The sequence below is a fragment of the Comamonas sp. CMM03 genome (assembly GCF_019218715.1).
Classification (GTDB): Bacteria; Pseudomonadota; Gammaproteobacteria; order Burkholderiales; family Burkholderiaceae_C; genus Comamonas; species Comamonas terrigena.
In genome coordinates this window covers 771,448-796,268 of the sequence record NZ_JAHUXB010000001.1, presented here as the reverse complement: position 1 = coordinate 796,268, position 24,821 = coordinate 771,448, and the positions used below count along the sequence as shown (strand labels likewise).

At 64.3% G+C, this 24,821-nt stretch carries 15 protein-coding genes; 3 read left to right on the top strand and 12 right to left on the bottom strand.

Annotated elements, in window-relative coordinates:
- Positions 1–98 precede the first annotated feature (98 nt).
- The gene (locus KW830_RS03590; RefSeq protein ID WP_066532334.1) at positions 99–803 is read right to left on the bottom strand and encodes a YebC/PmpR family DNA-binding transcriptional regulator; all 705 of its coding nucleotides are present in this window, start codon (positions 801–803) and stop codon (positions 99–101) included.
- Between the two features lie 469 nt (positions 804–1,272).
- Between KW830_RS03590 and KW830_RS03585 the strand changes: the two genes are divergently transcribed.
- Positions 1,273–2,409, top strand: a complete 1,137-nt coding sequence (locus KW830_RS03585) for a PQQ-dependent sugar dehydrogenase (RefSeq protein WP_218332616.1) — start codon at positions 1,273–1,275, stop codon at positions 2,407–2,409.
- Between the two features lie 66 nt (positions 2,410–2,475).
- Here KW830_RS03585 and KW830_RS03580 read toward each other — a convergent pair whose 3' ends face one another.
- The gene (locus KW830_RS03580; protein ID WP_255578054.1) at positions 2,476–4,947 is read right to left on the bottom strand and encodes a bifunctional diguanylate cyclase/phosphodiesterase; all 2,472 of its coding nucleotides are present in this window, start codon (positions 4,945–4,947) and stop codon (positions 2,476–2,478) included.
- A gap of 138 nt (positions 4,948–5,085) precedes the next feature.
- Here KW830_RS03580 and KW830_RS03575 point away from each other — a divergent pair, with 138 nt between their 5' ends.
- Positions 5,086–6,315 carry a nucleoside recognition domain-containing protein gene (locus tag KW830_RS03575; RefSeq protein WP_218332149.1) on the top strand — a complete coding sequence of 410 codons (1,230 nt, stop codon included), beginning with the start codon at positions 5,086–5,088 and terminating at the stop codon, positions 6,313–6,315.
- A 125-nt stretch (positions 6,316–6,440) separates the two neighbouring features.
- Here the strand turns inward: KW830_RS03575 and KW830_RS03570 are convergent, their stop codons facing one another.
- The 7 genes from KW830_RS03570 to dnaE all read right to left on the bottom strand — a co-directional run bounded on the left by KW830_RS03570 (position 6,441) and on the right by dnaE (position 17,874).
- Entirely contained in the window at positions 6,441–7,091 is a 651-nt protein-coding gene (locus tag KW830_RS03570; protein WP_218332147.1) for a DUF3617 family protein, read from the bottom strand.
- Positions 7,092–7,302: 211 nt separating this feature from the next.
- A complete protein-coding gene (gene sbcB / locus KW830_RS03565) occupies positions 7,303–8,757 on the bottom strand; it encodes an exodeoxyribonuclease I (protein ID WP_218332145.1) in 1,455 nt (484 codons plus the stop codon).
- 108 nt (positions 8,758–8,865) lie between these two features.
- The gene (locus tag KW830_RS03560) at positions 8,866–9,741 is read right to left on the bottom strand and encodes an NAD-dependent protein deacetylase (RefSeq protein WP_218332143.1); all 876 of its coding nucleotides are present in this window, start codon (positions 9,739–9,741) and stop codon (positions 8,866–8,868) included.
- 6 nt (positions 9,742–9,747) lie between these two features.
- Positions 9,748–11,202 (bottom strand): cardiolipin synthase, encoded by a 1,455-nt coding sequence (gene cls, locus KW830_RS03555; protein ID WP_218332141.1) that lies wholly within the window; start codon positions 11,200–11,202, stop codon positions 9,748–9,750.
- Between the two features lie 213 nt (positions 11,203–11,415).
- Positions 11,416–13,755 carry an ATP-dependent Clp protease ATP-binding subunit ClpA gene (clpA, locus tag KW830_RS03550; protein WP_066532370.1) on the bottom strand — a complete coding sequence of 780 codons (2,340 nt, stop codon included), beginning with the start codon at positions 13,753–13,755 and terminating at the stop codon, positions 11,416–11,418.
- Between the two features lie 62 nt (positions 13,756–13,817).
- Positions 13,818–14,183, bottom strand: a complete 366-nt coding sequence (gene clpS / locus KW830_RS03545; RefSeq protein ID WP_066532383.1) for an ATP-dependent Clp protease adapter ClpS — start codon at positions 14,181–14,183, stop codon at positions 13,818–13,820.
- A 154-nt stretch (positions 14,184–14,337) separates the two neighbouring features.
- Entirely contained in the window at positions 14,338–17,874 is a 3,537-nt protein-coding gene (gene dnaE, locus KW830_RS03540) for a DNA polymerase III subunit alpha (RefSeq protein WP_218332140.1), read from the bottom strand.
- 165 nt (positions 17,875–18,039) lie between these two features.
- Here dnaE and KW830_RS03535 point away from each other — a divergent pair, with 165 nt between their 5' ends.
- Complete coding sequence (locus tag KW830_RS03535; protein WP_066533314.1) at positions 18,040–18,834, top strand: outer membrane protein assembly factor BamD; 795 nt, start codon at positions 18,040–18,042, stop codon at positions 18,832–18,834.
- 1,150 nt (positions 18,835–19,984) lie between these two features.
- Here the strand turns inward: KW830_RS03535 and KW830_RS03530 are convergent.
- The 3 genes from KW830_RS03530 to KW830_RS03520 all read right to left on the bottom strand — a co-directional run bounded on the left by KW830_RS03530 (position 19,985) and on the right by KW830_RS03520 (position 24,677).
- Positions 19,985–21,640 (bottom strand): ATP-binding protein, encoded by a 1,656-nt coding sequence (locus KW830_RS03530; RefSeq protein ID WP_255578053.1) that lies wholly within the window; start codon positions 21,638–21,640, stop codon positions 19,985–19,987.
- 13 nt (positions 21,641–21,653) lie between these two features.
- Positions 21,654–22,166, bottom strand: a complete 513-nt coding sequence (locus tag KW830_RS03525) for a HEPN domain-containing protein (RefSeq protein ID WP_218332138.1) — start codon at positions 22,164–22,166, stop codon at positions 21,654–21,656.
- Between the two features lie 279 nt (positions 22,167–22,445).
- Entirely contained in the window at positions 22,446–24,677 is a 2,232-nt protein-coding gene (locus KW830_RS03520; RefSeq protein ID WP_255578052.1) for an ATP-dependent DNA helicase, read from the bottom strand.
- Positions 24,678–24,821 lie beyond the last annotated feature (144 nt).

Below are 24,821 nucleotides of genomic sequence, written 5' to 3'. Positions count from 1 at the left end.
GGAACCGCCCTCTGCACGGATACGCAAAGAAAAAAGGGAACCCGGCGGGCTCCCTTTCTTGGCGGTTGCCGGCTGGGCAGCCCCAGCGGCTGGCATCCTCAGTCCACCAGACCCACGAACACGTGTTGCACGTCGTCGTCGTTCTCCAGACCGGCCAGGAAGGTCTGCACTTCTTCCTGCGCTTCGGCGGACAGGCTGCCCATGCTGACGGGGTTCTTGGCCTTGTAGCCCAGCTTGGCGGACAGCACCTTGATGCCCTGGGCCGGCAGGGCCTTGGCCACGGTATCCAGGTCGGTGGTGTCGGTGATGAACAGGGTCACTCCCTCTTCTTCGCCGGCTTCAAAATCCTGGGCACCGGCTTCGATGGCGGCCATTTCCACGTCAGCGCCGCCCTCGGCTTCGCCTTCGATCATGCCCACGTGGTCAAAGTCCCAGGCCACGGCCGTCAGCTGGCCCTTGCGGAAGCACACGCGCATATTGGGGGCCGTGCGGTTGGGGTTGTCGGTCAGGCACTCGACCATCACCGGCACGCGCTGGGGGCCGTAGCCTTCGAACAGCACGCTGGAATAGTTCACCGCATCGGCGCCGGCGCCAGAGCCCTTCTTGATCGCACGGTCCAGCGTGTCCTTGGGCATGGAAGCCTTGCGGGCCGCTTCAATGGCCATGCGCAGGCGCGAATTGGAGCCGGGGTCGCCGCCGCCCAGACGGGCCGCGACGGTGATTTCCTTGACCAGTTTGCCAAACAGCTTGCCTTTGGCATCGGCGACCAGGGCCTTGCCCTTGGCTTTCCATTGCGCGCCCATGGGTGCGATTCCTTTGTATGCAGGGATGTAGAGGGGAACAACAAAGGCGCGTCCAGGAATTCCATGGCCGCGCCTTCGGTCAAGCGCCGCAGCGCTCTGTGCAGCCGACTTTATACACCCGCTGGCCCGGTGCGCGCGTGTGCTGCCGCAGCGATCCCCGGCGGCGACTCGGATTTTTTTACCGCTGCGGCCCTCCAACGCCGCCCCATCTGCCCCCCGGCGGGCGTATTCCCTGGCACGCCGCAGGCGCAATCCGCAAGGCCTCCACCGCGCGGCCGCCACAATGGGCCGACCTGCGTCCTGCGACATACCCTGTGCTTTTGGAGTGCCCATGACCCATCCCCGACCGTTTCCTTCCCCCTCTTCTCTCCCCTTTTCCCTCGCTTTTTCTGGCCCTGGTTCCCGACCGGCCTCCCGCCGGCGCCTGCTGCTGCCTGCGTTGTGCCTGGCCGGAGCCCTGGGCACCAGCATGGCGCAGGCCCAGCCCGTGGGTCCGTCCACGCCGGCGACCACACCCAGCTCGGCCGCCGCACGCGCGCTGCAGGCGGTGACCGTGGCCCAGGGACTGGAACACCCCTGGGCACTGGCCTTTTTGCCCGATGGCCGCTACCTGGTGACCGAGCGCCCCGGCCGCATGCGCGTGGTGCAAAGCGATGGCCGGCTGAATCCGCCGCTGGCCGGCGTGCCGCCCGTGGTGGCGCGCGGCCAGGGGGGGCTGCTGGACGTGGTGCTGGACAGCGGCTTTGCCCAGAACCGCCAGCTGTACTTCTGCTACAGCCAGCCCGGCACCGGCGCGGATGCCGGCAAGAACGGCACCGCCCTGGCCCGTGCCACGCTGAACGCCGACGCCACCGCCCTGCAGCAGGTACAGGTGATTTTCGAGCAGCAGCCCAAGTACGACAGCGCCCTGCACTTTGGCTGCCGCATCGTGGAGCGCATGGTGAACGGCAAGCCGGACGGCAGCCTGTTCCTGACGCTGGGCGAACGCTCCCACTACAAGGAGGAGGCACAGAACCTGCGCAGCCACCTGGGCAAGATTGTGCGCGTAGGCAAGGACGGCAGCATCCCCGCCGACAACCCCTTCGTTGGCCGCACCGATGCCCTGCCCGCCATCTGGAGCTGGGGCCACCGCAGCCCGCAGGGCGCGGTGCTGTCCCCCGACGGCCAGCTGTGGATGCACGAACACGGTCCCCAGGGCGGCGACGAAGTCAACCGCGTCCAGCCCGGCAAGAACTACGGCTGGCCGGTGATCACCTATGGCGAGAACTACGGCGGCGGCAAGATCGGCGCCGGCATCACCCGCCAGAACGGCATGGAGCAGCCGCTGCACTACTGGGTGCCGTCGATTGCCCCGTCCGGCCTGGCCTGGGTCAGCAGCAGCCGCTATGGCGCGGACTGGCAGGGCTCGCTGGTGGTGGGCGCGCTCAAGTCCCGCATGCTGGAGCGGCTGAAGTTCGACGGCGACCGTCTGGTGGCCCACGAAAAACTGCTGCCCGGCCTGGGCCAGCGCGTGCGCGATGTGCGCCAGGGCCCGGACGGCTGGCTGTATGTGCTGACCGATGCCCCGGATGGGCAGTTGCTGCGCTTGACAACGACGGCGCCGTAAGCCCGTGAAGGGGCGCGCCTGTGCCCGCCCCCTATCGGCCGCAGGCGCCGCAGGGACGGCCGGCCTTCATGCCGGCTCCAGAATGCCCTGGCGCAGCAGGCGCTGCGTCTCCTGCGCCGGCACGGGGCGGCTGAGGATGTAACCCTGGGCCGCATCGCAGCCGGCGGTCTTCAGGTAGACCAGCTGGTCGCGCAGCTCCACGCCTTCGGCCACCACCCGCATCTTCAGGTTGTGGGCCAGCGTGATGATGGACGTCACCAGCACCCCGGCCTCGGGGCTGGAGCGGATGTCGTCCACAAACGAGCGGTCCAGCTTGATGGTGTCGATGGGCAGGTGGCGGATCTGGCTCAGGCTGGAAAAACCGGTGCCGAAGTCGTCCAGGCCGATGCGCATGCCCATGCCCTCCAGCTGGTTGAGCACCCGCACCGCCAGGTCCACGGGCTCCACCAGGCAGCTTTCGGTGATTTCCAGCTCCAGGTCGCTGGCCCGCACGCCGTACTGCTGCAGATAGGTGGCCATGCGCGTGGGAAACGCCGTGTCGCGCAGCTGCAGGGCCGACACATTGACCGCAATCGGCACCGTGTCCAGCCCCTGCTGGCGCCAGGCCGCCGCCTGCTGGCAGCAGGCGCGGATCACCCAGTCCCCCAGCTCGGCGATCAGGCCGTTCTTCTCGGCCAGGGCAATGAATTCTCCGGGGTAGATCAGCCCGAAAGCCGGGTGCTGCCAGCGCACCAGGGCCTCGAAACCTTCGATGCGGCAGTCCTCCAGCCGCACCTTGGGCTGGAAATGCAGCACCAGCTGTTCACCGGCAATGGCCTGCGCCAGCTCGCGCTCCAGCTGCCAGCCGCGGTCGTCGGCCGGGTTGAGCTGGGTGTCGTAATAGGTGGCACGCCCCCGCCCCGCGCGCTTGGAGGCGTACATGGCCATGTCCGCGTGCTGGCACAGCGTGGCCACGTCATGGCCGTCGCGCGGAAAGAAGGCAATGCCGATGCTGGGGCTCAGTTGCAGGTTGTGCCCGTCCAGGCCCACATAGGGCTGGCTGAGCTGGGCCACCAGCTTGCTGGCCAGCTGGTCCATGTCGGCCAGCTGCTCCATGGCGGTGACCAGCACGGCAAACTCGTCGCCCCCCATGCGGCCGATGATGTCGCTGCCGCGCACCAGGGAACGCAGGCGCTGGGCCACGGCCTGCAGCAGCAAATCGCCCACATGGTGGCCCAGGCTGTCGTTGATCTGCTTGAAACGGTCCAGGTCCAGGTACAGCAGCGCGTAATGCTTGGGGCTGCGCCGCGCCAGCGCCAGGTGGCTGGCCACCAGCTCGTTGAACATGCGGCGGTTGTGCAGTCCCGTCAGGTGGTCGCTGCCCGCCAGCTCCAGCGCACGGATTTTTTCCTGCTCCAGCTGCTCGATCAGCGACTGGTTCTTGGCGTCCGCCACCGACAGCGCCTGGAACAGGTGGTGCTGCCGCCCCAGCACCCGGGCCAGCGCCAAGGTGGCCAGCAAGGTGATGGCCGTCAGCAGCGCCAGCAGTCCCCATGCACGCCTGCTGTTGGCGCGGTGTTCGGCCAGCAGCCGGGGCAGGTCCTGGCTGACGACCACGGTGAACGGGGTGCCGGCATTGCGCCGCCAGCTGACCAGATGCAGTTGCTGGTCGTCCAGCCGCAGCCGGCCGTGCCCCTGCACACCGGGCTGCTGGGCCAGCACCGCCTGGCGCTGACCGGGCGGCGACGCCAGCAGCGCACGGTCTTGCATGGCCGCCAGCACGCTGCCATCCGGCGCCAGCACCTGGATGAGGGTGCCCGTGTGCATGTCCGCGCCCCGGTACGGGCCCAGGAAATGCACCAGATCGATGGCCTGCAGCAAAAAGCCGCCAGGCGACGGCACCTGGCTCAGCGCATCGCCCTGCGCCGCCCAGGCCGGTGGCATGCCCAGCAGCAGGGACACGGGTCGCACGTTGGGCGTGTCGGGAACGAATTCCTTGCCCCCTGGCAACACCGGCAGCACCTGCACCTGGCGCGCGGCCGGGCTCTGCTGGCGCGCGGCACTGCGCAGCAGGGCCGGGTCCACCAGCGGCAGCTGCGCCACGCCGTCCTGTACCGGCGTGGAGCTGAGCAGGCGCTCGCCCTGCGCATCCAGCACCGCAAAGCGCAGCAAGGTGGGGTCGGCCGCCTGCATGGCCAGCAGGCGGCGGCGGGTCTGGGCCACCTCCTGCGGTGCACCGTCCAGCGCCTCCGCTGCAATCAGGGCCATCAGATGGCCTTTGTCCACCGCCTGCACCAGGCTCTCCTGCAGGCTGGCCGCCACGGCAGCCTGCTGGCTCAGGGCAGCCTCCCACAGCTGGTCCTCCTGCGACTGCAGGCGTTGGCTGGTGAACCACCAGGACAGCGCCAGCGCGGTCAGCACCAGCACCGGCGGTGCCCAGCGCAGCAGCGGCCAACCGGAAATAGCGCCCCCCACGCGGCCCAGCGCCGCGCCATAGAACCCACGGGGCCCGGCCCACAGGCGTGCGGCGGCAGGGAAAGAAGATGAAGCAGTGGTCAAGATCACAAAGGGAACGTTGCGCGTGCGCTGATTGTGAAAACTTCTTGTTACACGCCGGTGACGATCGGCAGTCCCTGTGCGCCGCGCGACAATGGCGGCGTCCAAGACCCATGACATCTGCCCTGAGGGAGAACTTCCATGCTCAACGCCCTGTGGCTGGGCTTTTTTGTGATTGCCGCCGTGGCCGCAGCCGCGCAGTGGCTGCTGGGCGGCCAGGCCCAGGTGTTTGCCAACATGGTGCAGGCGCTGTTTGCCATGGCCAAGCTGTCGGTCGAGGTGATGGTGCTGCTGTTCGGCACGCTCACACTGTGGCTGGGCTTTCTGCGCATTGCCGAACAGGCCGGCGTGGTGCAGTGGCTGGCCAAGGTGCTGGGTCCGCTGTTTGGCAAGCTGATGCCCGAAGTCCCACGCGGCCACCCGGCGCTGGGCCTGATCACGCTGAACTTTGCCGCCAACGGCCTGGGGCTGGACAACGCCGCCACGCCCATGGGGCTCAAGGCCATGCAGGAGCTGCAGACGCTCAACCCCCGGCCCGACACCGCCACCAATGCCCAGATCCTGTTCCTGGTACTCAACGCCTCGTCGCTGACGCTGCTGCCGGTCACCATCTTCATGTACCGCATGCAGCAAGGCGCTCCCGACCCCACGCTGGTGTTCCTGCCGATTCTGCTGGCCACCAGCTGCTCCACATTGGCCGGCCTGCTGGCCGTGGCCCTGGTGCAGCGCCTGCCGCTGTTCAGCCCGGTGGTGCTGGCCTATCTGCTGCCGGTGGCCCTGGGCCTGGCCGGCTTCATGGCGCTGCTGAGCACGCTGAGCGCCGCCGCGCTGGCCAGCCTGTCGGCGCTGCTGGGCAATCTGACCTTGTTCGCCCTCGTGTTGCTGTTCGTCTGCCTGGGCGCCTGGAAAAAGGTCGCCGTGTACGACAGCTTCATTGCCGGGGCCAAGGAAGGGTTTGACGTGGCCAAGGGCCTGCTGCCCTATCTGGTGGCCATGCTCTGCGCCGTGGGCGTGTTCCGAGCCTCCGGCGCGCTGGGCTATGCGCTGGACGGCATTCGCTGGGTCGTGGACGTGCTGGGCATGGACACCCGCTTTGTGGACGCCCTGCCCACGGCCCTGGTCAAGCCGTTTTCCGGCAGCGCGGCACGCGCCATGCTGATCGAGACCATGCAGACCCAGGGGGTGGACAGCTTTGCCGCCCTGGCCGCCGCCACCATCCAGGGCAGCACCGAAACCACCTTCTATGTGCTGGCCGTGTACTTTGGCGCCGTGGGCATACAGCGTGCACGCCATGCCGTGCCCTGCGCCCTGATTGCCGAGCTGGCCGGCGTGGTGGCCGCCATCGTGGTCTGCTACCGGTTCTTTGGCTGAGCCACATCACCCGCACGGGCGACCAGCCCAAGCCTCCCCCGGGCGGCAATCTTAGGACAGAGTGTGTAGAGCGTGGTGCGTGTAGAACGTGTAGTAGGTGGAGTGGGCCCCGGTGCGGCCCGCCCTTACTTGCCCCCGCCGAACAGCGAGCGCTCCTGCTGCCGCTGGCGGCCCACCTCGGCGGCATTGCCGCAGTCGGCGGCAATCCATTGGGCGGACGCGGTGATGATCAGCTGGCCCTGCGGGATCTTCAGCTCGGTGCGGGTGCTCAGCCGCTCGGGCGTGATGACCGATGCCACATGGCTGCCCTGCCCCCGTGGCTCGGTGCATTTGAGCTGGCCGCGCACAAAATCGGCACCGCGCTCCTGCAGGGTGAAGGTGCATCCCTCCTGCTGCTGGCGCTCGACCAGCCGTGCCAGCTGGATCTGGTCGGGCGGCACGCACAGCAACTGGCTGCGCCCCCGGTCCACTACCACCCCAGCGCTGCGCAGGTTGTCCTCCAGCATGCGGCGCACGCCGGGCTCCATGCCCAGCAACTGGGTTTCCAGCTGCTGGTTGATCTTCTGCATGTCCACCGTCTGCCCGCTGCTCTGGCGCAGTTGCGACTGCCGGCCTTCGAACTCCCACAGACCGGGGCGCACCGTCTGTGCCTGGACCTGTACCAGTACCCCGCCCAGGCAGACCGCCCCTGCGGCCATGCGCCATCCCGTCGCGCCAAGCGGCCGCACGGCCGTGGCCATGCGCGGCAACCACGTCAGGAACAAAGGACAGGACATGGAAACCGACTATAGAAAAGGCGGGCCTCCAAGGGAAATCCTATAAGACAAATGGCCAAACCGGCGTGGCCCTGCCCCCACACCCCGCCGCGGATGGCCCTGGACGGTTGTGAGGTTGTGGGGTGGTGGCGGCGCTGAGGGATACCCCACCCGCCTGGCACCGGGACCCAGCCTGCCCCCGGCGCACGGCGGCTGGGCACGGCCCGCCCGCTCACATTTCCGGGATGATGCTTTCGGCGTAGTCGTACAGCATGCCCAGGATCTCCTCCCCCTGCTCGCTGGCGTTTTCCGACAGATCGTCAATCTGGGCAAACATCTGCTCGGCCGTGCGGGTACCGCCCTGGCCTTCCACCAGGAAGGCCGCACGCAGCTGCTCCCAGCGGGCCTGCTCCTGCGGGTTCAGCGTCTGCGGCCAGTTGCGGGCGCGCCAGCGGAACACCAGCTCGGGCAGGCGCTTGTCGTCAAAGCCCATGCGGCTGACCGCCAGCTCCTGCGGGTTCAGGCCGCGCAGCTGGTTCAGGTGGCGGCGGTCGTTGGGGCCGACAAAGCCGTTGTACAGGTCCTGGTCCACATCCTGCGGGCCATGGCCGTCCTGGCGCTGGTACACCTGCTTCCACAGCGCACTCATGTCGGGCAGCGCGCGTGCGGCCACGGCATGTTCGATGCACTGCGCCATGTCCAGGCCCCATTGCGCGGCCATTTCGGGCGACAGCGTCTTCAGATTGCGCACCACCATCGGCGACTTGTTGATGTGGATGCTCTTGATCGGCAGGCGCTGCACGCCTTCCGGCAGATCGGCCTGGCGCGTGAACAGGCGCAGGCGAAGCTGCTCGGCGTCCAGGCTGGCCAGCTCGGACGGGTCGGCATTCAGGTCCCAGCAGATCACCTCGTTCTTGTTGGTCGGGTGCTGGGCCAGCGGCCACATCATGGCAATGCAGCCGCGCTCGGGGCGGATCATGCCGCTGACGTGCAGAAAAGGCCGGGCATCGACCTGCACGGCGGGCAGGCCCATCTCGTGCAGCACCCGGTCCTTCTTGCGCAGGGCAAAGGCAAATTCAAACAGCTTGGGCTGTGCCTGGCGGATCAGCCGCGCCAGCGCAATGGTGGCGCGCACGTCGCTGAGCGCATCGTGGGCCTGCGCGTGCAGCAGGCCGTTGGCGCGGGCCAGGTCTTCCAGCTTGAAGCTGGGGCTGCCGTCGTCCTTCTTCGGCCACTGGATGCCGTCCGGGCGCAGCGCATAGACCATGCGCACCACATCCAGCAGGTCCCAGCGGCTGCAGTCGTTCTGCCATTCCCGGGCATAGGGGTCGATCAGGTTGCGCCAGAACAGAAAGCGCGTCACCTCGTCGTCAAAGCGGATGGTGTTGTAGCCCACGCCCACGGTGCCCGGCTGGCTGAACGCGGCTTCGATGCGGTTGGCAAACTCCACCTCGGGCACGCCCTCTTCCAGGCATTGCTGGGGGGTGATGCCGGTGATCAGGCAGGACTGGGGATCGGGCAGGTAATCCGGGGCCGGCTGGCAGTAGAACATCAGCGGCTCGCCGACTTCGTTGAGCTCCATGTCGGTGCGGATGGCCGCAAACTGCGCCGGGCGGTCATAACGGGGATTGGCACCGAAGGTCTCGTAGTCGTGCCACAGAAAAGTGAGGGAAGCGGATTCAGCCATGGGGGCGAGTATGCCTGCAAGCGCAGGCGCTCCCGGCCTGCCGGGCGCTGCGCTGCACTGTGTCGGGAATCGGCCACGCCCCCGCCCCTGTCAGTGGAGTCAGCCGTGTCAGTTGCCCCCGGCCCCCAGCCCCTGGGCCAGCGCCTGCAGGGACTGCCCCACATCGGCCTGCAGCTTGGCCGCCAGCAGCGCATCAGCCCGCGTGCGCCCCTGGTTGATGGCCAGCACCGGCAGCCCCGCAGCGGCCGCCGCCTGCACAAAGCGAAAGCCCGAATACACCATCAGCGAAGAACCGGCCACCAGCACCCCGTCCACCTGGGCCAGGGTGTCCAGGCCGCGCTGCACCCGCTCGCGCGGCACGCTCTCGCCAAAGAACACCACATCGGGCTTGAGCACGCCGGTGCCGCAGTACGGACAGGGCGGAATGCGGAACTCGGCAAACGGCAGTCCGTCCAGATCGGCATCACCATCCGGCGCGGTACGGGCCTGCAGCTGCACCCAGTCGGGATTCAGGGCCTCCAGCGCCCGCTGCCAGTCGGCCCGCGCAAAGCGGTGGCCGCAGTCCATGCAGCGCACGGTGTCGATGCGGCCATGCAGGTCCAGCACCTTGCGGCTGCCTGCGGCGCTGTGCAGGCCGTCCACGTTCTGGGTCAGCAGCAGCTGCACATGGCCGGCGTCCTCCAGCGCCGCCAGCGCATGGTGGGCGGCTCCGGGCCGGGCATGGCCCATCACCCGCCAGCCCACCAGGCTGCGCGCCCAGTAGCGCTGGCGCACCAGCGTATCGCCCATGAAGGCCTGGTAGGTCACGGGCTGCGGGCGCTTCCACTGCCCGGCCTGGTCGCGGTAGTCCGGAATGCCCGCCTCCGTGCTGCAGCCTGCACCGGTAATCACCAGCCAGCGCGGGTGCTGGTGCGCCCAGTCCAGCAGCTGCGCGGGCGTCGCGGCGGGCACATCGACCGGCTGGTCTCTCAAAGCGTAGTGCATGGTGCGTTACAGCAAGGGGGAACACAGCCGCGCGGCGGAATCGAACAGCCGCTGCCAGAACGGCTGCGGCCGGGCATAGCCCACGCGGCGCGCCAGCTTCAGGTCTTCCTGGAACTGAGTGGCCAGCTTGCCGTTGAAGGCCTCGCCATAGGCAATGGCGCAGACCTCGTAGTTCAGGCGAAAGCTGCGGTTGTCGAAATTGGCCGTGCCGATGATGCCCATGAAGTCATCCACCAGCATGGTCTTGGAATGCAGCATGCTGGCCTGGTACTCGAACACCTTCACCCCGCAGCTGATCAGCTCGTCGAAATAGGACCGTGCGGCCGCCGTCACCAGCCGCGAATCGGATTTCTCGGGCACCAGCAGACAGACATCCACCCCCCGCAGCGCCGCATTGGTCAGCGCCAGCATGCTGGCTTCGGTGGGCACGAAGTACGGCGTGGTCAGCCACAGGCGCTTGGCCGCGGCATGGATGGCGGCCACATGCACGCGGTGGATGGCTTCCATGCTGCTGTCCGGGCCGGACGCCATGATCTGCACCACCTGCTTGCCCTCGGGCAGCTCGGGCAGGATGTTTTCGAAGTCACTGGGCTCGTTGCGGCGGTTGTAATCCAGCGCATAGGCCCAGTCCTCCAGAAACACGGTCTGCAGCCAGTTGACCACCGGCCCCTGCAGGCGCACATGCACATCGTGGTAAGCGTCCGGTAGGATGCGGCGGTCTTCCTCGTCGGTGATGTTAACGCCGCCGGTGTAACCGATGCAGCCGTCGATGACCACGATCTTGCGGTGGGTGCGAAAGTTGATCACCGGCCGCACGCGACGGCCCAGCTTGGTCGGGTGGAACAGGGCAAACTCCGCCCCGGCCTCTTCCAGCGGCTGGTAGTGCTGGCGCCCCAGATTCTTGGAGCCCAGCGCATCCACGAGCAGCCGCACCTTGACGCCAGCCCGGGCTTTTTCCTGGAGCAGCGCCAGCAGCGCCAGCCCCGTCTTGTCAGGCTCGAAGATGTAGTACTCCAGGTGCACATGGTGGCGGGCCGCGCGCACCGCGTCCGTGATGGAGTCGAACGTGGCCGCTCCGCCCACCAGCAGCTCCACCTCGTCGGCCGTGCTGATCGGGAAATGGGTGGACGCCGTGACCAGCTTGACCACCTGCTGCAGACGGTCCGGCGCCTGGGGCACTTTCTCGCGCAGGCGGGCAATGCTGCTGCGCGCACGCGACTTGCGCCGGCTGCGCAAGCGCCGCAGCCGCTGGCGCTTGAGCCGGCGTGGCCCCAGAAAGTAGTACACGCCAATCCCGACCACCGGGATCACCGCCATGGACAACAGCCAGCTCAGCGTGGCCACCGGCGCGCGACGCTGCAGCAAGATCCAGACCCCGACCACCACCACATACGCCGTCCAGACCACGGACAGCAGCAGCATCAGGTTGTGGTGCGTGAGGTACGACGCAATCCAATCCACACAAAGCTCCCAGGAGACAGGCGCACGGCACGCCCACAAGGCCGAAGCGGCGCAAGCAGACTGCACCGTGGCAGGCCAGAGTATGCCGACAAATCCGCAGTGCCAGTGTCAGCACCGTGCCGCCAGCCAGGCTGCACCGCCGCGCGTGCAGGCATAAAAAAACCGGCAGACCTGCTGCCGGTTTTGTAGCACGCTATACGCACTGGAGCTGCATCAATCCGCTGCAGCAGCCTCTTCCGGCTCGGCCGGCTCCGACTTGCTGCGCTCCTTCTTGGGCAGCGGAGAGATGTCCAGCTGGACATCGCCCTTGCCTTCGTTGGCGTCGGCAATCCAGTCCACCTCCAGGCGGCCACCGTCGGTCAGGCGGCCGAACAGCAGTTCGTCGGCCAGCGAGCGGCGGATGGTGTCCTGGATCAGGCGCTGCATCGGGCGGGCACCCATCAGCGGATCGAAGCCCGTCTTCGCCAGGTGCTTGCGCAAGGTGTCGGTGAACGTGACTTCCACCTTCTTCTCGGCCAGTTGCTGCTCCAGCTGCAGCAGGAACTTGTCCACCACGCGCAGGATGACCTGCTCGTCCAGCGGCTTGAAGCTCACCGTCGCATCCAGGCGGTTGCGGAACTCGGGGGTGAACAGGCGCTTGATGTCGCCCATCTCGTCCCCGGCCTGGCGCGGGTTGGTGAAGCCGATGGTGGCCTTGTTCATGGTCTCGGCGCCAGCATTGGTGGTCATGATGATGATCACGTTGCGGAAGTCGGCCTTGCGTCCGTTGTTGTCCGTCAGCGTGCCGTGGTCCATGACCTGCAGCAGCACGTTGAAGATGTCCGGGTGCGCCTTCTCGATTTCATCCAGCAGCAGCACGGAGTGCGGCTTCTTGGTGATGGCCTCGGTCAGCAGACCGCCCTGGTCATAGCCCACATAGCCGGGAGGCGCGCCGATCAGGCGGCTGACCGCATGGCGCTCCATGTACTCGGACATGTCGAAACGGATCAGGTCCACGCCCAGGATGTAGGCCAGCTGCTTGGCGGCTTCCGTCTTGCCGACCCCGGTGGGGCCGGAGAACAGGAAGGAGCCGATCGGCTTTTCCGGCTTGCCCAGACCCGAGCGGGCCATCTTGACGGCCGACGCCAGCACTTCCAGGGCCTTGTCCTGGCCGAACACCACGCTCTTGAGGTCGCGCTCCAGCGTCTGCAGCTTGCTGCGGTCGTCGTTGGAGACATTGGCCGGCGGAATGCGGGCGATCTTGGCCACGATCTCTTCGATCTCGGCGCGGCCGATGGTCTTCTTGCGCTTGCTGGCCAGCTGAATGCGCTGGGCAGCACCGGCCTCGTCGATCACATCGATCGCCTTGTCCGGCAGATGGCGGTCGTTGATGTACTTGGCCGACAGCTCGGCGGCAGCCTGCAGTGCGGCCGTGGCGTACTTCACGCCGTGGTGCTCTTCAAAGCGGCTCTTGAGGCCCTTGAGGATGTCCACGGTTTCCTGCACGGTCGGCTCGACCACATCCACCTTCTGGAAACGGCGCGACAGCGCAGCGTCTTTTTCGAAGATACCGCGGTACTCCGTGAACGTGGTCGCGCCGATGCACTTGAGCTGGCCGCTGGACAGCGCCGGCTTGAGCAGATTGGACGCATCCAGCGTGCCGCCCGATGCCGCACCGGCACCGATCAGGGTGTGGATTTCGTCAATGAACAGGATGGCGTTGGGCTTGTCCTTGAGCGACTTGAGCACGCCCTTGAGGCGCTGCTCGAAGTCCCCCCGGTACTTGGTCCCGGCCAGCAGTGCGCCCATGTCCAGCGAATAGACATTGGCTTCGGCCAGCACCTCGGGCACCGTGCCCTCGGTGATGCGCCATGCCAGGCCTTCGGCAATCGCCGTCTTGCCCACGCCAGCCTCGCCCACCAGCAGCGGGTTGTTCTTGCGGCGGCGGCACAAGATCTGGATCGTGCGCTCGACTTCGTACTCGCGCCCGATCAGTGGATCGATCTTGCCGTCCTTGGCCGCCTGGTTCAGGTTCAGCGTGTACTGCTCCAGCGGCGAGGCCTTTTCATTGCGCTCGCTGCCCATGCCCTCGTCGCCGTCCATGGGCGTGTCCGCCTTGGCGGGTTCCGGGGGTTCGCTCTTCTTGATGCCGTGGGCAATGAAATTGACCACATCCAGGCGCGTCACGCCCTGCTGGTGCAGGTAGTACACGGCATGGGAGTCTTTCTCGCCGAAGATGGCCACCAGCACGTTGGCGCCGGTCACTTCCTTCTTGCCATTGCCTGTGGACTGCACATGCATGATGGCGCGTTGGATCACCCGCTGGAAGCCCAGCGTGGGTTGTGTATCCACTTCCTCGGTGCCAGCCACCTGAGGCGTGTTGTCTTTGATGAAGTTGGTCAGCGAAGCACGCAGGTCATCGATGTTCGCAGAGCAGGCACGCAAGACTTCCGCCGCGCTGGGGTTATCCAGCAGGGCAAGCAGCAGGTGCTCCACCGTGATGAATTCGTGGCGCTGCTGACGCGCCTCGACGAATGCCATGTGCAAGCTGACTTCCAGTTCCTGGGCAATCATGTAGTGGCTCCTTTGCGCTTGCCAGTTGTGTAAATCTACTCTGAAATCGGGGCGATCGGCAGTTATTCAATAGGCTCGCTGACAGCCTGCAGCGGATGACCGGCCTTGTTGGCTGCCTGTAACACCTGTTCCACCTTGGTGGAGGCCACGTCGCGGGAATACACCCCGCACACGCCCCGACCGTCCAGGTGGATCTTGAGCATGATCTGGGTGGCCGCCTCGCGGTCTTTGCCAAAAAATTCCTGCAACACCACGATCACGAACTCCATCGGGGTGAAATCGTCGTTGAGCATCACCACCTGGTACATCGGTGGGGGGGCGACCTTCTGGGTGCGCCGCTCCAGCACGACCGAACCACCGCCCTCTTCGCGTGGAAGCTGCGGCTTGGGAGGTTGAATAGGAGGTTGTTCGGTAGCCATGGAATTCATTGTAGCGACGGCTTCGGGCGTATTTTGAGTCGCCTTCAGACCAAAAACAGAGGGACGACATGCAAGCATTTGTAGGACAGCACAAGCTCTCCTACCAACGGTGGCATGGCGTACAGATAAGGCCAATGGTAGCGCCGACAAGATGGCCGTTTTCTTACTCGTAGACGACCGTGCTGTGCCCGCTGCCAGCCTCGGCGCACCAGGCGGCCAGCGCCGCATCGCTGGGGAAGAAGCGGCTGTCATCGCCCAGCTGCAGCTCGACCAGCGCCGCGCCCAGCTCCGACTGGCAGCGCACCCCCAGGCGCACCTTCAGCCCGTGCTGGATGCTGCCGTGCTCGGTGTCCTCCCGTTTGGCGGGGAATTCACGCAGCAGGCGCTGGACATCGGGCATCTTTTCGGTGGTGCTGACCTGCAGGTAGCGGCCAAAGCGGCAGCGGGCATCTGCCAGGCCCCAGACCTTCTGCACCTTGGCACGCAAGCCGCCACTGAAGCGGTCCTGCTGCACCCGTGCCGTCAGCACCACGAACTCGTCGTCCTTGAGCAGGTCCTTGTGGGCGTTGAGCGTGGCTTCGTCCACCGATGCCTCGATCACGCCGGACTTGTCGTCCAGCTTGAACAGGCACAGCTTGCCGCGCTGGCCGTTGATCACGCGCAGATCGCTGACGATGCCCACCAGCACCTGCGGCTCGCGGCTGTCCCCCAGATCGGCCAGCGGGGTGCGCACAAAACGGCGCACCTCGGCCTCGACCTCATCGAACAGGTGGCCGGACAGGTAGAAGCCCACTGCCGTCTTTTCCAGGGTCAGGCGCTCCTTGATGCCCCAGGGCAGCACCTCGGCCAGCGGCGGCTCCTGGGTGCTGGAGCCCACGGCATCGTCGCCCATCATGTCGAACAGGCCGCCCTGGTTGGCATTGGCCAAGGTCGCATTGGCAAACTCGAACGCCGTGTCCACCGACGCCGACAGCGCCGCGCGGTTCCGGTGGATGGCATCGAACGCGCCGGCCTTGATCAGCGCTTCCAAGGTGCGCTTGTTCAGGCGCGAGCGGTCCACCCGCACACAGAAGTCGAACAGGCTGGTGAACGGGCCCTTGAGGTGGCCGTTCGGCCCCACGCCCTGGCCTTCGCGCGCCGCGATGATGGCTTCGATCGCCTGCTGGCCCGTGCCCTTGATGGCGCCCAGGCCGTAGCGGATCACCTTGTCGGTCACCGGCTCGAAGCGGTAGACGCCGCGGTTCACATCTGGCGGCTCGAAGGTCAGGCCCATCTTCAACGCATCCTCGTAGAGCACCTTGAGCTTGTCGGTGTCGTCCATTTCCACGGTCATGTTCCCGCAGAAGAACTCCGCCGTGTAGTGCACCTTGAGCCAGCCCGTGTGGTAGGCCAGCAGCGAATAGGCGGCCGCGTGCGATTTGTTGAAGCCGTAGCCCGCAAACTTCTCCATCAGGTCGAAGACCTCGTCGGCCTTGTCCTGGCTGATACCCTTCTTGGCCGCCCCCTCGCGGAAGATGCCGCGGTGCTTGACCATCTCCTCGACTTTTTTCTTGCCCATGGCGCGGCGCAGCAAGTCGGCGCCGCCGAGCGAGTAGCCGCCCAGCACCTGGGCCGTCTGCATCACCTGCTCCTGGTAGACCATGATGCCGTAGGTCTCGGCCAGCACCTGCTCCACCAGCGGGTGGGGATATTCAATCTCCTCGCGACCGTGCTTGCGGGCCACGAAGGACGGAATCAGGTCCATGGGGCCTGGACGGTACAGGGCGTTCAGCGCAATCAGGTCTTCCAGGCGCGACGGCTTGGCGTCGCGCAGCATGCCCTGCATGCCGCGGGATTCAAACTGGAAGACGGCTTCGGTCTTGCCTTCCTGGAACAGCTTGTACGTGGGGTAGTCGTCCAGCGGAATTTCTTCAAACTTGAAGTTCTCCTGCCCCTTGTGGCGCTTCATGATGAATTCGCGCGCAATCTCCAGGATGGTCAGCGTGGCCAAGCCCAAGAAGTCGAACTTCACCAGGCCGATCTGCTCCACATCGTCCTTGTCGTACATGGCCACGGCCGAGTCGCTGCCGGGCTGCTGGTACAGCGGGCAGAAGTCGGTCAACTTGCCGGGCGCAATCACCACGCCCCCGGCGTGCATGCCGATGTTGCGGCACATGCCTTCGAGCTTTTGCGCCATCTCGATCAGCATCTTCACGTCTTCTTCTTTTTCCAGACGTTCGGCCAGTGCCTGCTCATCCACCGCATAGGTGTACTTGTCGTTCTCCTTGCGCGGATTGGGCGGGTATTTCAGCGTGACGTGCAGGCCCGGCTTGTTGGGCACCAGCTTGGAGATGCCGTCGCAGAAGTTGTAGCTCAGGTCCAGCACCCGGCCCACGTCACGGATGGCCGCGCGCGCAGCCATGGTGCCGAAGGTGGCGATCTGGCTGACGGCATTGCGGCCGTAGCGGTCCTTCACGTAATCGATCACGCGGTCGCGGTTGGCCTGGCAGAAGTCCACGTCAAAGTCAGGCATGGACACGCGTTCGGGGTTCAGAAAACGTTCGAACAGCAGGTTGTAGTGGATGGGGTCCAGATCGGTGATCTTCAGCACATAGGCCACCAGCGAACCGGCCCCCGAACCACGGCCCGGCCCCACCGGGCAGCCATTGTTCTTGGCCCAGTTGATGAAGTCCGCCACGATCAGAAAGTAGCCCGGGAACCCCATCTTCAAGATGATGCCCAGCTCGAACTCCAGCCGCTCCACATACTGCGGGCGGGCCGCCTGGCGCTTGGCCTCGTTCGGGAACAGCAGCTGCAGACGCTCCTCCAGCCCCTCGTACGAGGCATGGCGGAAATAGTCTTCGGCCGGCATGCCGTTGGGTGTGGGGAAGTCCGGCAGAAAGTTCTTGCCCAGCAGCAGCGTCACGCTGCAGCGGCGGGCGATTTCCACGGTGTTTTCCAGCGCCGACGGCACATCGGCAAACAGCGCCTGCATCTCGGCGCTGCTCTTGAGGTACTGCTCCCGGGTGAAGCGCTTGTCGCGCTTGGTATTGCCCAGCACCTCGCCTTCGGCAATGCACACCCGCGCTTCATGGGATTCGAAATCGCCGGGCTTGAAAAACTGCACCGGGTGTGTGGCCACCACCGGCAGGTTCAGCCGTGCCGCCAGCTGCACGGTCTGCACCACCAGGCTCTCGTCTTCCGGGCGCCCGGCACGCTGCAGCTCCAGGTAGAAGCGGTGCGGAAACAGGCTGGCCATGCGCAGCGCTTCGCGCGCAGCCCCGTCCTTGTCGCCGCGCTGCAGGGCCTGGCCCACCGGGCCGGCATTGGCGCCGGACAGCAGGATCAGGCCCTCGCCCAGCTCCTGCAGCCATTCCCATTTGCTCAGTGCCTGGGCCTGACCGCGCGGCACATTGCCGGTCCAGCCCCTGGCCAGGATTTCCGACAGATTGTGGTAGCCCAGCTTGCTTTGCACCAGCACCAGCACACGGGGGCCGGGCGCACCGCCCTCGCCTTCCATGATCAGCTCGGCGCCCAGAATGGGCTTGACCCCTTTGCCCCGCCCGGACTTGTAGAACTTCAGCCCGCCGAACATATTGTTCAGATCGGTGATGGCCATGGCGGGCTGCCCGTCGGCAGCCGCCGCCTTGATGGCATCGTCAATACGGCAGGTCCCGTCGACGACGGAAAACTCGGTGTGCAGGCGCAGGTGAACAAACATGGACGCCATTGTAGGAAGGCCCGGCAGCCTCCACGCCGACACCGTGTCATAACCTGCGGCGAAGGGGCCCTTGGCCTGCCGCTACAATGCCTTCCAACCAGTGGCCCGCAACGGTGCCCTTGCCAGAAACTTATGTACACATTTCCTGTCCGCATGCTGTCTTCTCTGCCCCGTCACCGCCTGCCCCTGTTCGCCGCCCTGCTGGCTGCCGGCCTGCTGGCCGGATGCAATACGACCAAGGAAGACCCGACCGCCAAGTGGACGCCCGACCGCATCTACACCGAGGCCAAGGAAGAACTCAATGGCGGCGGCTACGACAAGGCCGTGCCACTGTTTGAAAAGCTGGAAGGCCGCGCTGCCGGCACCCCCCTGGCCCAGCAGGCCCAGATCGACAAGGCCTACGCGCAATACAAGGCCGGCGACAAGGCCCAGGCTATCGCCACGCTGGACCGCTTCATCAAGCTGCACCCCGCCAGCCCAGCCCTCGACTACGCGCTGTACCTCAAGGGCCTGGTCAATTTCAACGAAAACCTGGGCCTGTTCTCGTGGCTGTCGCGCCAGGACCTGTCCGAGCGTGACCAGAAGGCCGCCAAGGATTCGTTCGAAGCCTTCAACGAGCTGGTTAACCGCTTCCCTGACTCGCGCTACGCGGCCGATTCCCGCCAGCGCATGACCTATATCGTCAACTCGCTGGCACAGTACGAAGTGCATGTGGCGCGCTACTACTACTCGCGCGGCGCCTATGTGGCTGCCATTGCCCGCGCCCAGACCGCCATCACCGAATACGAAGGCGTGCCCGCCATCAAGGAAGCGCTGGAGATCCTGGTCAACTCCTACGACAAGCTGGGCATGAACCAGCTGCGCGACGACGCCAAGCGCGTGCTGGAAAGCACCTACCCTGCCACGGCCGAAACCACGGCCCAGCGCCGCAAGAGCGCGCCCTGGTGGAAGTTCTGGTAAGCCGCCGCGCCGCCACAGGCTAGCCAGCATTTCTCTGCACACCCCAAGCCCATGCCCTTGCGCATGGGCTTTTTTATTTCGCGCTGACTCTCCAAAGCGCAGTCTTAAACTGGACAGCGTAGGCACCAGATGCAACAGACTTACCTAGCACTTAGGTCAGTTAAACAGGTGCCGGCGCAATTCGCAATCTCATCCGCCATCCTCGCGGTCTGTTCGAGCTCTGACGCAAGCGAGCGCCGCCATCTCTCACTGAGAACTCACCGCCGCTTAGCCCTGCGCTTTCTGGATTAACGACCTGCAACCCGCTAGCAGCCACACCCATAGCCAGCTGTTCCAGGGTTGAAGAACAGAACCGCAAGTTCACATAGCACTACTGCATGCAGCGCCACAAGCCCAACACGCAGGAAGAACGTCGGGGTGCGATCAATATCAGCCTCATTCCCTTGATGATCCGCTTGCAATCCAGATTCGTGTACCGCTTCTAGGAAATCGCCTAGCTCCAATAGCAAACTGTTCGAGCCGCAACATCGCAGCGTCGTCTGACTCAGCATTAAGCCCAACGGCATGTCAAAACCCAGCAGCGAGGAAGCCTGCTGACGGCGGTCAGCGACACCACGCCGGGATCTGGATCTCGGCCTCCACGTGCCGCCGTCAACGAATGCCCGAACCAAGGTTCGACCAAAGAAGTAGAGCAGTTGAGGCTGAGCCGTCAAAGCCCAACGGCAGCGCATGCCAATATGCAAGGCATGCGCCATCAGTCGACGACCTGCATTGCCAATCTAGGCATTGCACCCAAGCTCGGCATGGCGCTAACGATTCACAAGACCGTGGTGGCAATGTTCATTTATACGCAAAGTACTCACCGAGGTTGACAAAGGAACACAGCCCGTTACCAATCGCCGTAACGATTCATTATAAAAACAAGGCTACTGCACAGAGAAACCGTTACCACGTGATAAAACAACCTGCGGCGTTGCATTCTGGTAGTAATGTGTATTGCAAGTTAACAGCCCACCTTCGCCATTTACAACTGGAAAGCCCCCTGCTTTTGGGTCACTAACGTCTACCAAAGTCAGTTTTCGGCCAACCTTGCAATCAGGCGTTCACCAGCTGGTCGGTAAGCCGCCAAATGTCTTTTTGCGAATACGCGTTATAAATCGTGCACAGGAAGAATAGAATCTGACAGGCGAGCCAAGTCGAGTATTGGAGCACGACGCAAGAGTGATACCAGCTTTAATACAGTATCTCCCACGCGTGCGGGCTCTGAGCTTCGAGTCCTTTTTAGAACCATATGACCTTTTTCAAAATCCAAAACGTAAAGATTTTGCTTAAGACGAGAGCCGGAATATTGACTTAGATCCAATAGATATACCTCGGACCGTTGTCCAGCATGATGCGGATCCGATAGACTCGCATTTATTAGATGGATCATTCTTAAATCTGCGAGGGCTTGCAATGCACGGTATTCGCCTTGATGTAATTCTTTATCACGAAACTCAATGCGGAAAAAAGTAATTTGCTGATCGCTTAGTAAAAATTCTCGAACAATATTTAGAGAAGCAACCAAAATGGCAGAGCGCCCTGAGGTCGCCGCAGCATCATCCTCGAGTTCCTGTTGTTTTGTCTGGCTTATAATACCGGCAGCGTTGTTCACATCTTGAACACCCACTGTTTTAGCATTCAACCGTTGCCTAGCTGTCTGAAGAGACGCGGCACAGAGTGTCAAAAAATCTCGTGGCACGCCACCAGAAGCTAGTACCAGTCTATCTACCGCCGAGGCACTCACTACGCTGCTCAATGGCAGGGCATTGCATTCTTCCGCATAACCTCGCAGAATTTTTTCGAGGAAAATTTTTGCCTTTTCTGGCTGCTCCAACGTCACGTCCAAGTTAATGATTGCGGCATCATGCCCTGTCTGAAGCCCAGTAGGTGGGTCGGGAATGAACCAACGAGTCTGGTGCTGTATACCTGCTACTTTGAGCCAGACGGGACAATCACGAGTGACTCCGTGAATGAGATCTAAGAACTTAGGAACATCGCTACTTTTTACGTAGTGAATATCATCAAGAAAAATGAAAAGCGATGAGCCAGATTGAAGACAGAATCTGGCACACACTTGTTGTAGCTGCGGCACCAAGAGCGCTACATCATCCAGTGATGCTGTATTCGGCTGAAACCATTGCTCGATCATGGCCCGCAAGAGTTTCAAGGATTCATGGCCTTGAGATGATTCGGAGCGACTAGCGTAGGTGCCGAGTATCAAGTCGCAAATCCTTAGTGCCACAGTAAGGAAAGCATGCTGTGCACCTAGCGATCGAAGCGATTGCATGTTCACCCAAAGCACGTTGGATCCTTGCAACTCCAGAACCCGCTTTGCTTCTAGCAGCAGTGCTGTTTTCCCAACTCCGCGTCTGCCGAAGATCAAATGATGCCGTGGCGATATCGCAAGGCTAAGCCGTTCCGCCACGTCTCCGATATATCGCAAGCTGGGCTGAGTTTCCGATGTACGTGAACGAGCGTTGAGCAATCGAATGAGGTCAGAGATTCGGTCGTCATGCACGCCGGATACGCGAGTATTTTCCGTTCGCTGCGAAACCGCCTTAGTTTGTCGGACAGTGACGAATCCATTATCAATTATTTCATCAATGCGCTGGGCAACGGACAGAGCAGCTTCATAATCTCTATCAACCTCAATGATTGCGATTACTTCGTTTGGAAACGTTCTAATTTGGACAGAAACTGGCTTAATTCCAGCAGCTCGAAGCTCATCTTCGATTATTTTCCGCGTTGTCGCTTCTAATGACATACAACTGTATTCTCTATGATTTCGCTTGGAGATAGGAGCGCGCCAGCTTTACCAGCATGCGAGCGTTTTGAAGCAATTCCCCGGCGGTTTCGCTGAATTCCACATCCCCCGCAGGATAGGGGTCGTAGTCTGCACGATTGCGTTCTAGTCTTGCCATCTTGAGTCTGTTCTTCCACTCGTCGCAATTAGGAAAATCTGCCGGGAGCTTTGTCGGAAGCACTGAGTGCTGCTCGTGATCGTCACCGCCGATAGAAATATACGTGGCAGCCCGAGCGGCGTGATACATCGCATAGTAAGCCCTACTTACCGTGCTTCGATTCTGAGGAAGCTTCGCTCGTGAGGCAGCGGTTGCTTGCTTGAGATGGAGATTCGCTAACTTTATGCGATCTAAAGCAACGCGCACTTGCAATTCATGAATTGTTTTGCCCGAGCGACTGGTCAACTGAGCCCCTCGGACAAATCCCTTCAGAGTCTCCTGATTGGATTTCGAAACCAACAACAGTTCATTTTCAGTGATCCTTGGCATGGGCTCGTGGGGTCAAAGTCTAGAAGAGGTTCTACGCAACAGTGTAAGCACAGCACCTCTAGATTAGCAGATACATTTTGAGATAGTAGATCCTGACCGAAGCATCTTGCCTGAAGTGCCGCCCTGGGATCGATTGCTGTCAATAGTCGACTATCGTCTGCCAGCTACGAAGACGCCGTCCTTGTTTCGTTCACGCAAACATGTGCAAAGCAGGGAAAGCAACGCCAGCTATGAAGTCATTCCCGTGCCTTGCAACATGCCCTCAGCTTGTCACTGGTTCTACATGGGCATCCGTGGTGCGAGTTGCTGAAGCGCCTGCAAGGCCTCTTTCCACGCGGCCTCCGTGCCCAGGCGGCGCATGGGCGGCAGCGCCTCGACCATGCTCCGGCCATAGCCCTTGGTACGCAGCCGGATATCGGTCACCACCAGGATGCCGCGGTCGGTTTCGGTGCGGATCAGGCGCCCGGCCCCCTGCTTCAGGGCCAGTGCCGCCTCGGGCAGCACATAGTCGGCAAACGGGTTGCGGCCCAGCTGCTCCAGCTGGCGCGAGCGCGCCTCGACCAGCGGATCGTCCGGCGGCGGAAACGGCAGCTTGTCGATCACCACCAGCTGCAGCGCATCCCCCGGAATGTCCACCCCCTCCCAGAAGGTGCTGGACGCCACCAGCACACAGCCTCGTCCGTTTACCGTGCCGGCACGAAAGCGCTCCATCAGCGCGTGCTTGGAGCCCTGCCCCTGCACCAGCACATCCATGGGCTCCAGCAGCCCAAAGCGCGCCCGCAGCTGCTGCCCGATCTGCTCCAGCGCACGCAGCGTGGTGGTCAGCACCAGGGTGCGCCCCCCCAGGGCTGCGGCACCGTCCCCGGCCAGCCGGGCCACGGCATCGCTGTGCTGCGCATCACCGGGCAGCGGAAAGCTTTCGGGCACATACAGCGCCGCCTGGTGCGCGTAATCGAACGGACTGTCCACCCGCAGCACCTGGGCGCCGTGCAGGCCACAGGGCTCGGTGAACCAGCGCAAGTCATCCCCCAGGCCCAGGGTGGCAGAGGTGAAGATCCAGGCCGTGTGGGCCGCCGCAGTGTCTGGTGCCGCCGGTGTGATCGGCGACGTCGGCGATGTGGTCGGCGGCCGGTCCGGCTGCACGGCATCGCCGCCCGGCTCCACCGATTCCGCAGCCCCCACCGGCACGGCCTCGTCCTCGTTTGCAGGCGGTTCTGCAGCAGCCGGTTCTGCAACTTCTGCCCAGGCCCCACCGGGTGCCAAGTCCGCATCGCTGAAGGCCCGCACCTCCAGCGCAGGATGGCCGGCCATCAACTGCTCGCGCACCAGGCGGGCAATGCTCAGCGGAGACTCCGTCAGCCGCAGGTGCTGGCGGCCCACGTCCAGCCAGCGCACTGCATCGTCCGGAGCCGGCCGCACAAAATGCGCCAGCCGCTGCAGCAGCAGCTGGCCGCGCTCCTGCAGGTGTACCAGGGCTGGCGCCATCTCCAGCACCCCGGCCAGCGCCTGCACCACGGCGCGCAAGGCCTGTCCCAGGTGCACCGTGGCCGCGCGCCACTGGGCGGCATCCAGGGTGTCCGGGGCCAGCCCCTGCCAGCGCAGGCGCGGCTGTGCGCTGCGGTGCGTGCTGGCAACCAGGCGCCAGTCGCGCACGGCCTGCTGCACGCGCGCGGCCAGTACCAGCCAGTCCGCCATGCCCCGGGCATGGTCGCTGGCATCCTGCATCACATCACGGGCATAGGCCAGCAGCTGGTTGCTGCTGAGCACCAGGCCGGCAAACTGGATCCCGGTTTCGTTCAGCTGGTGGGCTTCGTCGATCACCACCACCCCCGCCTGGGGCAACAGCTGCGCCATGCCGGACTCGCGCACCTCCATGTCGGCAAAGAACAGGTGGTGGTTGACCACGGCCACATCGGCCTCCAGCGCCTGCTGGCGCGCGCGGTTGACATGGCAGGCCTGCCAGTGCGCGCATTCGCGGCCCACGCAGTTGTCGCGCGTGGACGTCACCAGCGGAATCACCTGCGAATCCTCGGCCAGATCGGGCAGCTCGGCCATGTCGCCGCTGCGCGTGGAGCGCGACCAGTCCTCCACCCGCGCCACGGCACGCAGCACCTGGGCATCCAGCGGCTGCTTGCCCAGGCGCACCTGCAGCAGGCGCTGCTGGCACAGATAGCTGCTGCGCCCCTTGAGCCGTGCCATGCGCAGCGGCAGCCCCAGGCTTTGCATCAGCCGGGGCAGATCGCGCGCGAACAGCTGGTCCTGCAGCGCCTTGGTGGCCGTGGACACCACCACCCGCTTGCCGCTGAGCAGCGCCGGCACCAGGTAGGAATAGGTTTTGCCCACGCCCGTGCCGGCTTCCACCACCAGCACGCCGCAATCGACAATGGTCTGGGCCACGGCCTCGGCCATGGCAGTCTGTCCGGCGCGGGGGTGAAAATGCGGCTCCGCCCGGGCCAATGCCCCGTCGGCCGCAAACACGGCGCGCACGGCATCCATCAGGGGGGCCGTCATACCCGTGCTCTCCAACGCAGAAACAGCCCTGCGCTATGCCGTGCGGCACTGGCCAGGCGTCCCGGCAGATCCCCTTGCCCTCCCTGACGGCACCCACGCAGCAGCAGAAAGCGGTGGCTCACAGGCGCGCTCGCCGCTCTCATG

What these genes read in the sequence shown, in the direction of transcription:
- KW830_RS03590 (WP_066532334.1), bottom strand. Translation starts at nt 803, where the DNA reads ATGGGCGCGCAATGGAAAGCCAAGGGCAAGGCCCTGGTCGCCGATGCC.
- clpA (WP_066532370.1), bottom strand. Translation starts at nt 13,755, where the DNA reads ATGATTGCCCAGGAACTGGAAGTCAGCTTGCACATGGCATTCGTCGAG.
- KW830_RS03560 (WP_218332143.1), bottom strand. Translation starts at nt 9,741, where the DNA reads ATGCACTACGCTTTGAGAGACCAGCCGGTCGATGTGCCCGCCGCGACG.
- KW830_RS03530 (WP_255578053.1), bottom strand. Translation starts at nt 21,640, where the DNA reads ATGTCATTAGAAGCGACAACGCGGAAAATAATCGAAGATGAGCTTCGA.
- KW830_RS03570 (WP_218332147.1), bottom strand. Translation starts at nt 7,091, where the DNA reads ATGTCCTGTCCTTTGTTCCTGACGTGGTTGCCGCGCATGGCCACGGCC.
- KW830_RS03520 (WP_255578052.1), bottom strand. Translation starts at nt 24,677, where the DNA reads ATGACGGCCCCCCTGATGGATGCCGTGCGCGCCGTGTTTGCGGCCGAC.
- clpS (WP_066532383.1), bottom strand. Translation starts at nt 14,183, where the DNA reads ATGAATTCCATGGCTACCGAACAACCTCCTATTCAACCTCCCAAGCCG.
- KW830_RS03575 (WP_218332149.1), top strand. Translation starts at nt 5,086, where the DNA reads ATGCTCAACGCCCTGTGGCTGGGCTTTTTTGTGATTGCCGCCGTGGCC.
- sbcB (WP_218332145.1), bottom strand. Translation starts at nt 8,757, where the DNA reads ATGGCTGAATCCGCTTCCCTCACTTTTCTGTGGCACGACTACGAGACC.
- KW830_RS03585 (WP_218332616.1), top strand. Translation starts at nt 1,273, where the DNA reads ATGGCGCAGGCCCAGCCCGTGGGTCCGTCCACGCCGGCGACCACACCC.
- KW830_RS03525 (WP_218332138.1), bottom strand. Translation starts at nt 22,166, where the DNA reads ATGCCAAGGATCACTGAAAATGAACTGTTGTTGGTTTCGAAATCCAAT.
- dnaE (WP_218332140.1), bottom strand. Translation starts at nt 17,874, where the DNA reads ATGTTTGTTCACCTGCGCCTGCACACCGAGTTTTCCGTCGTCGACGGG.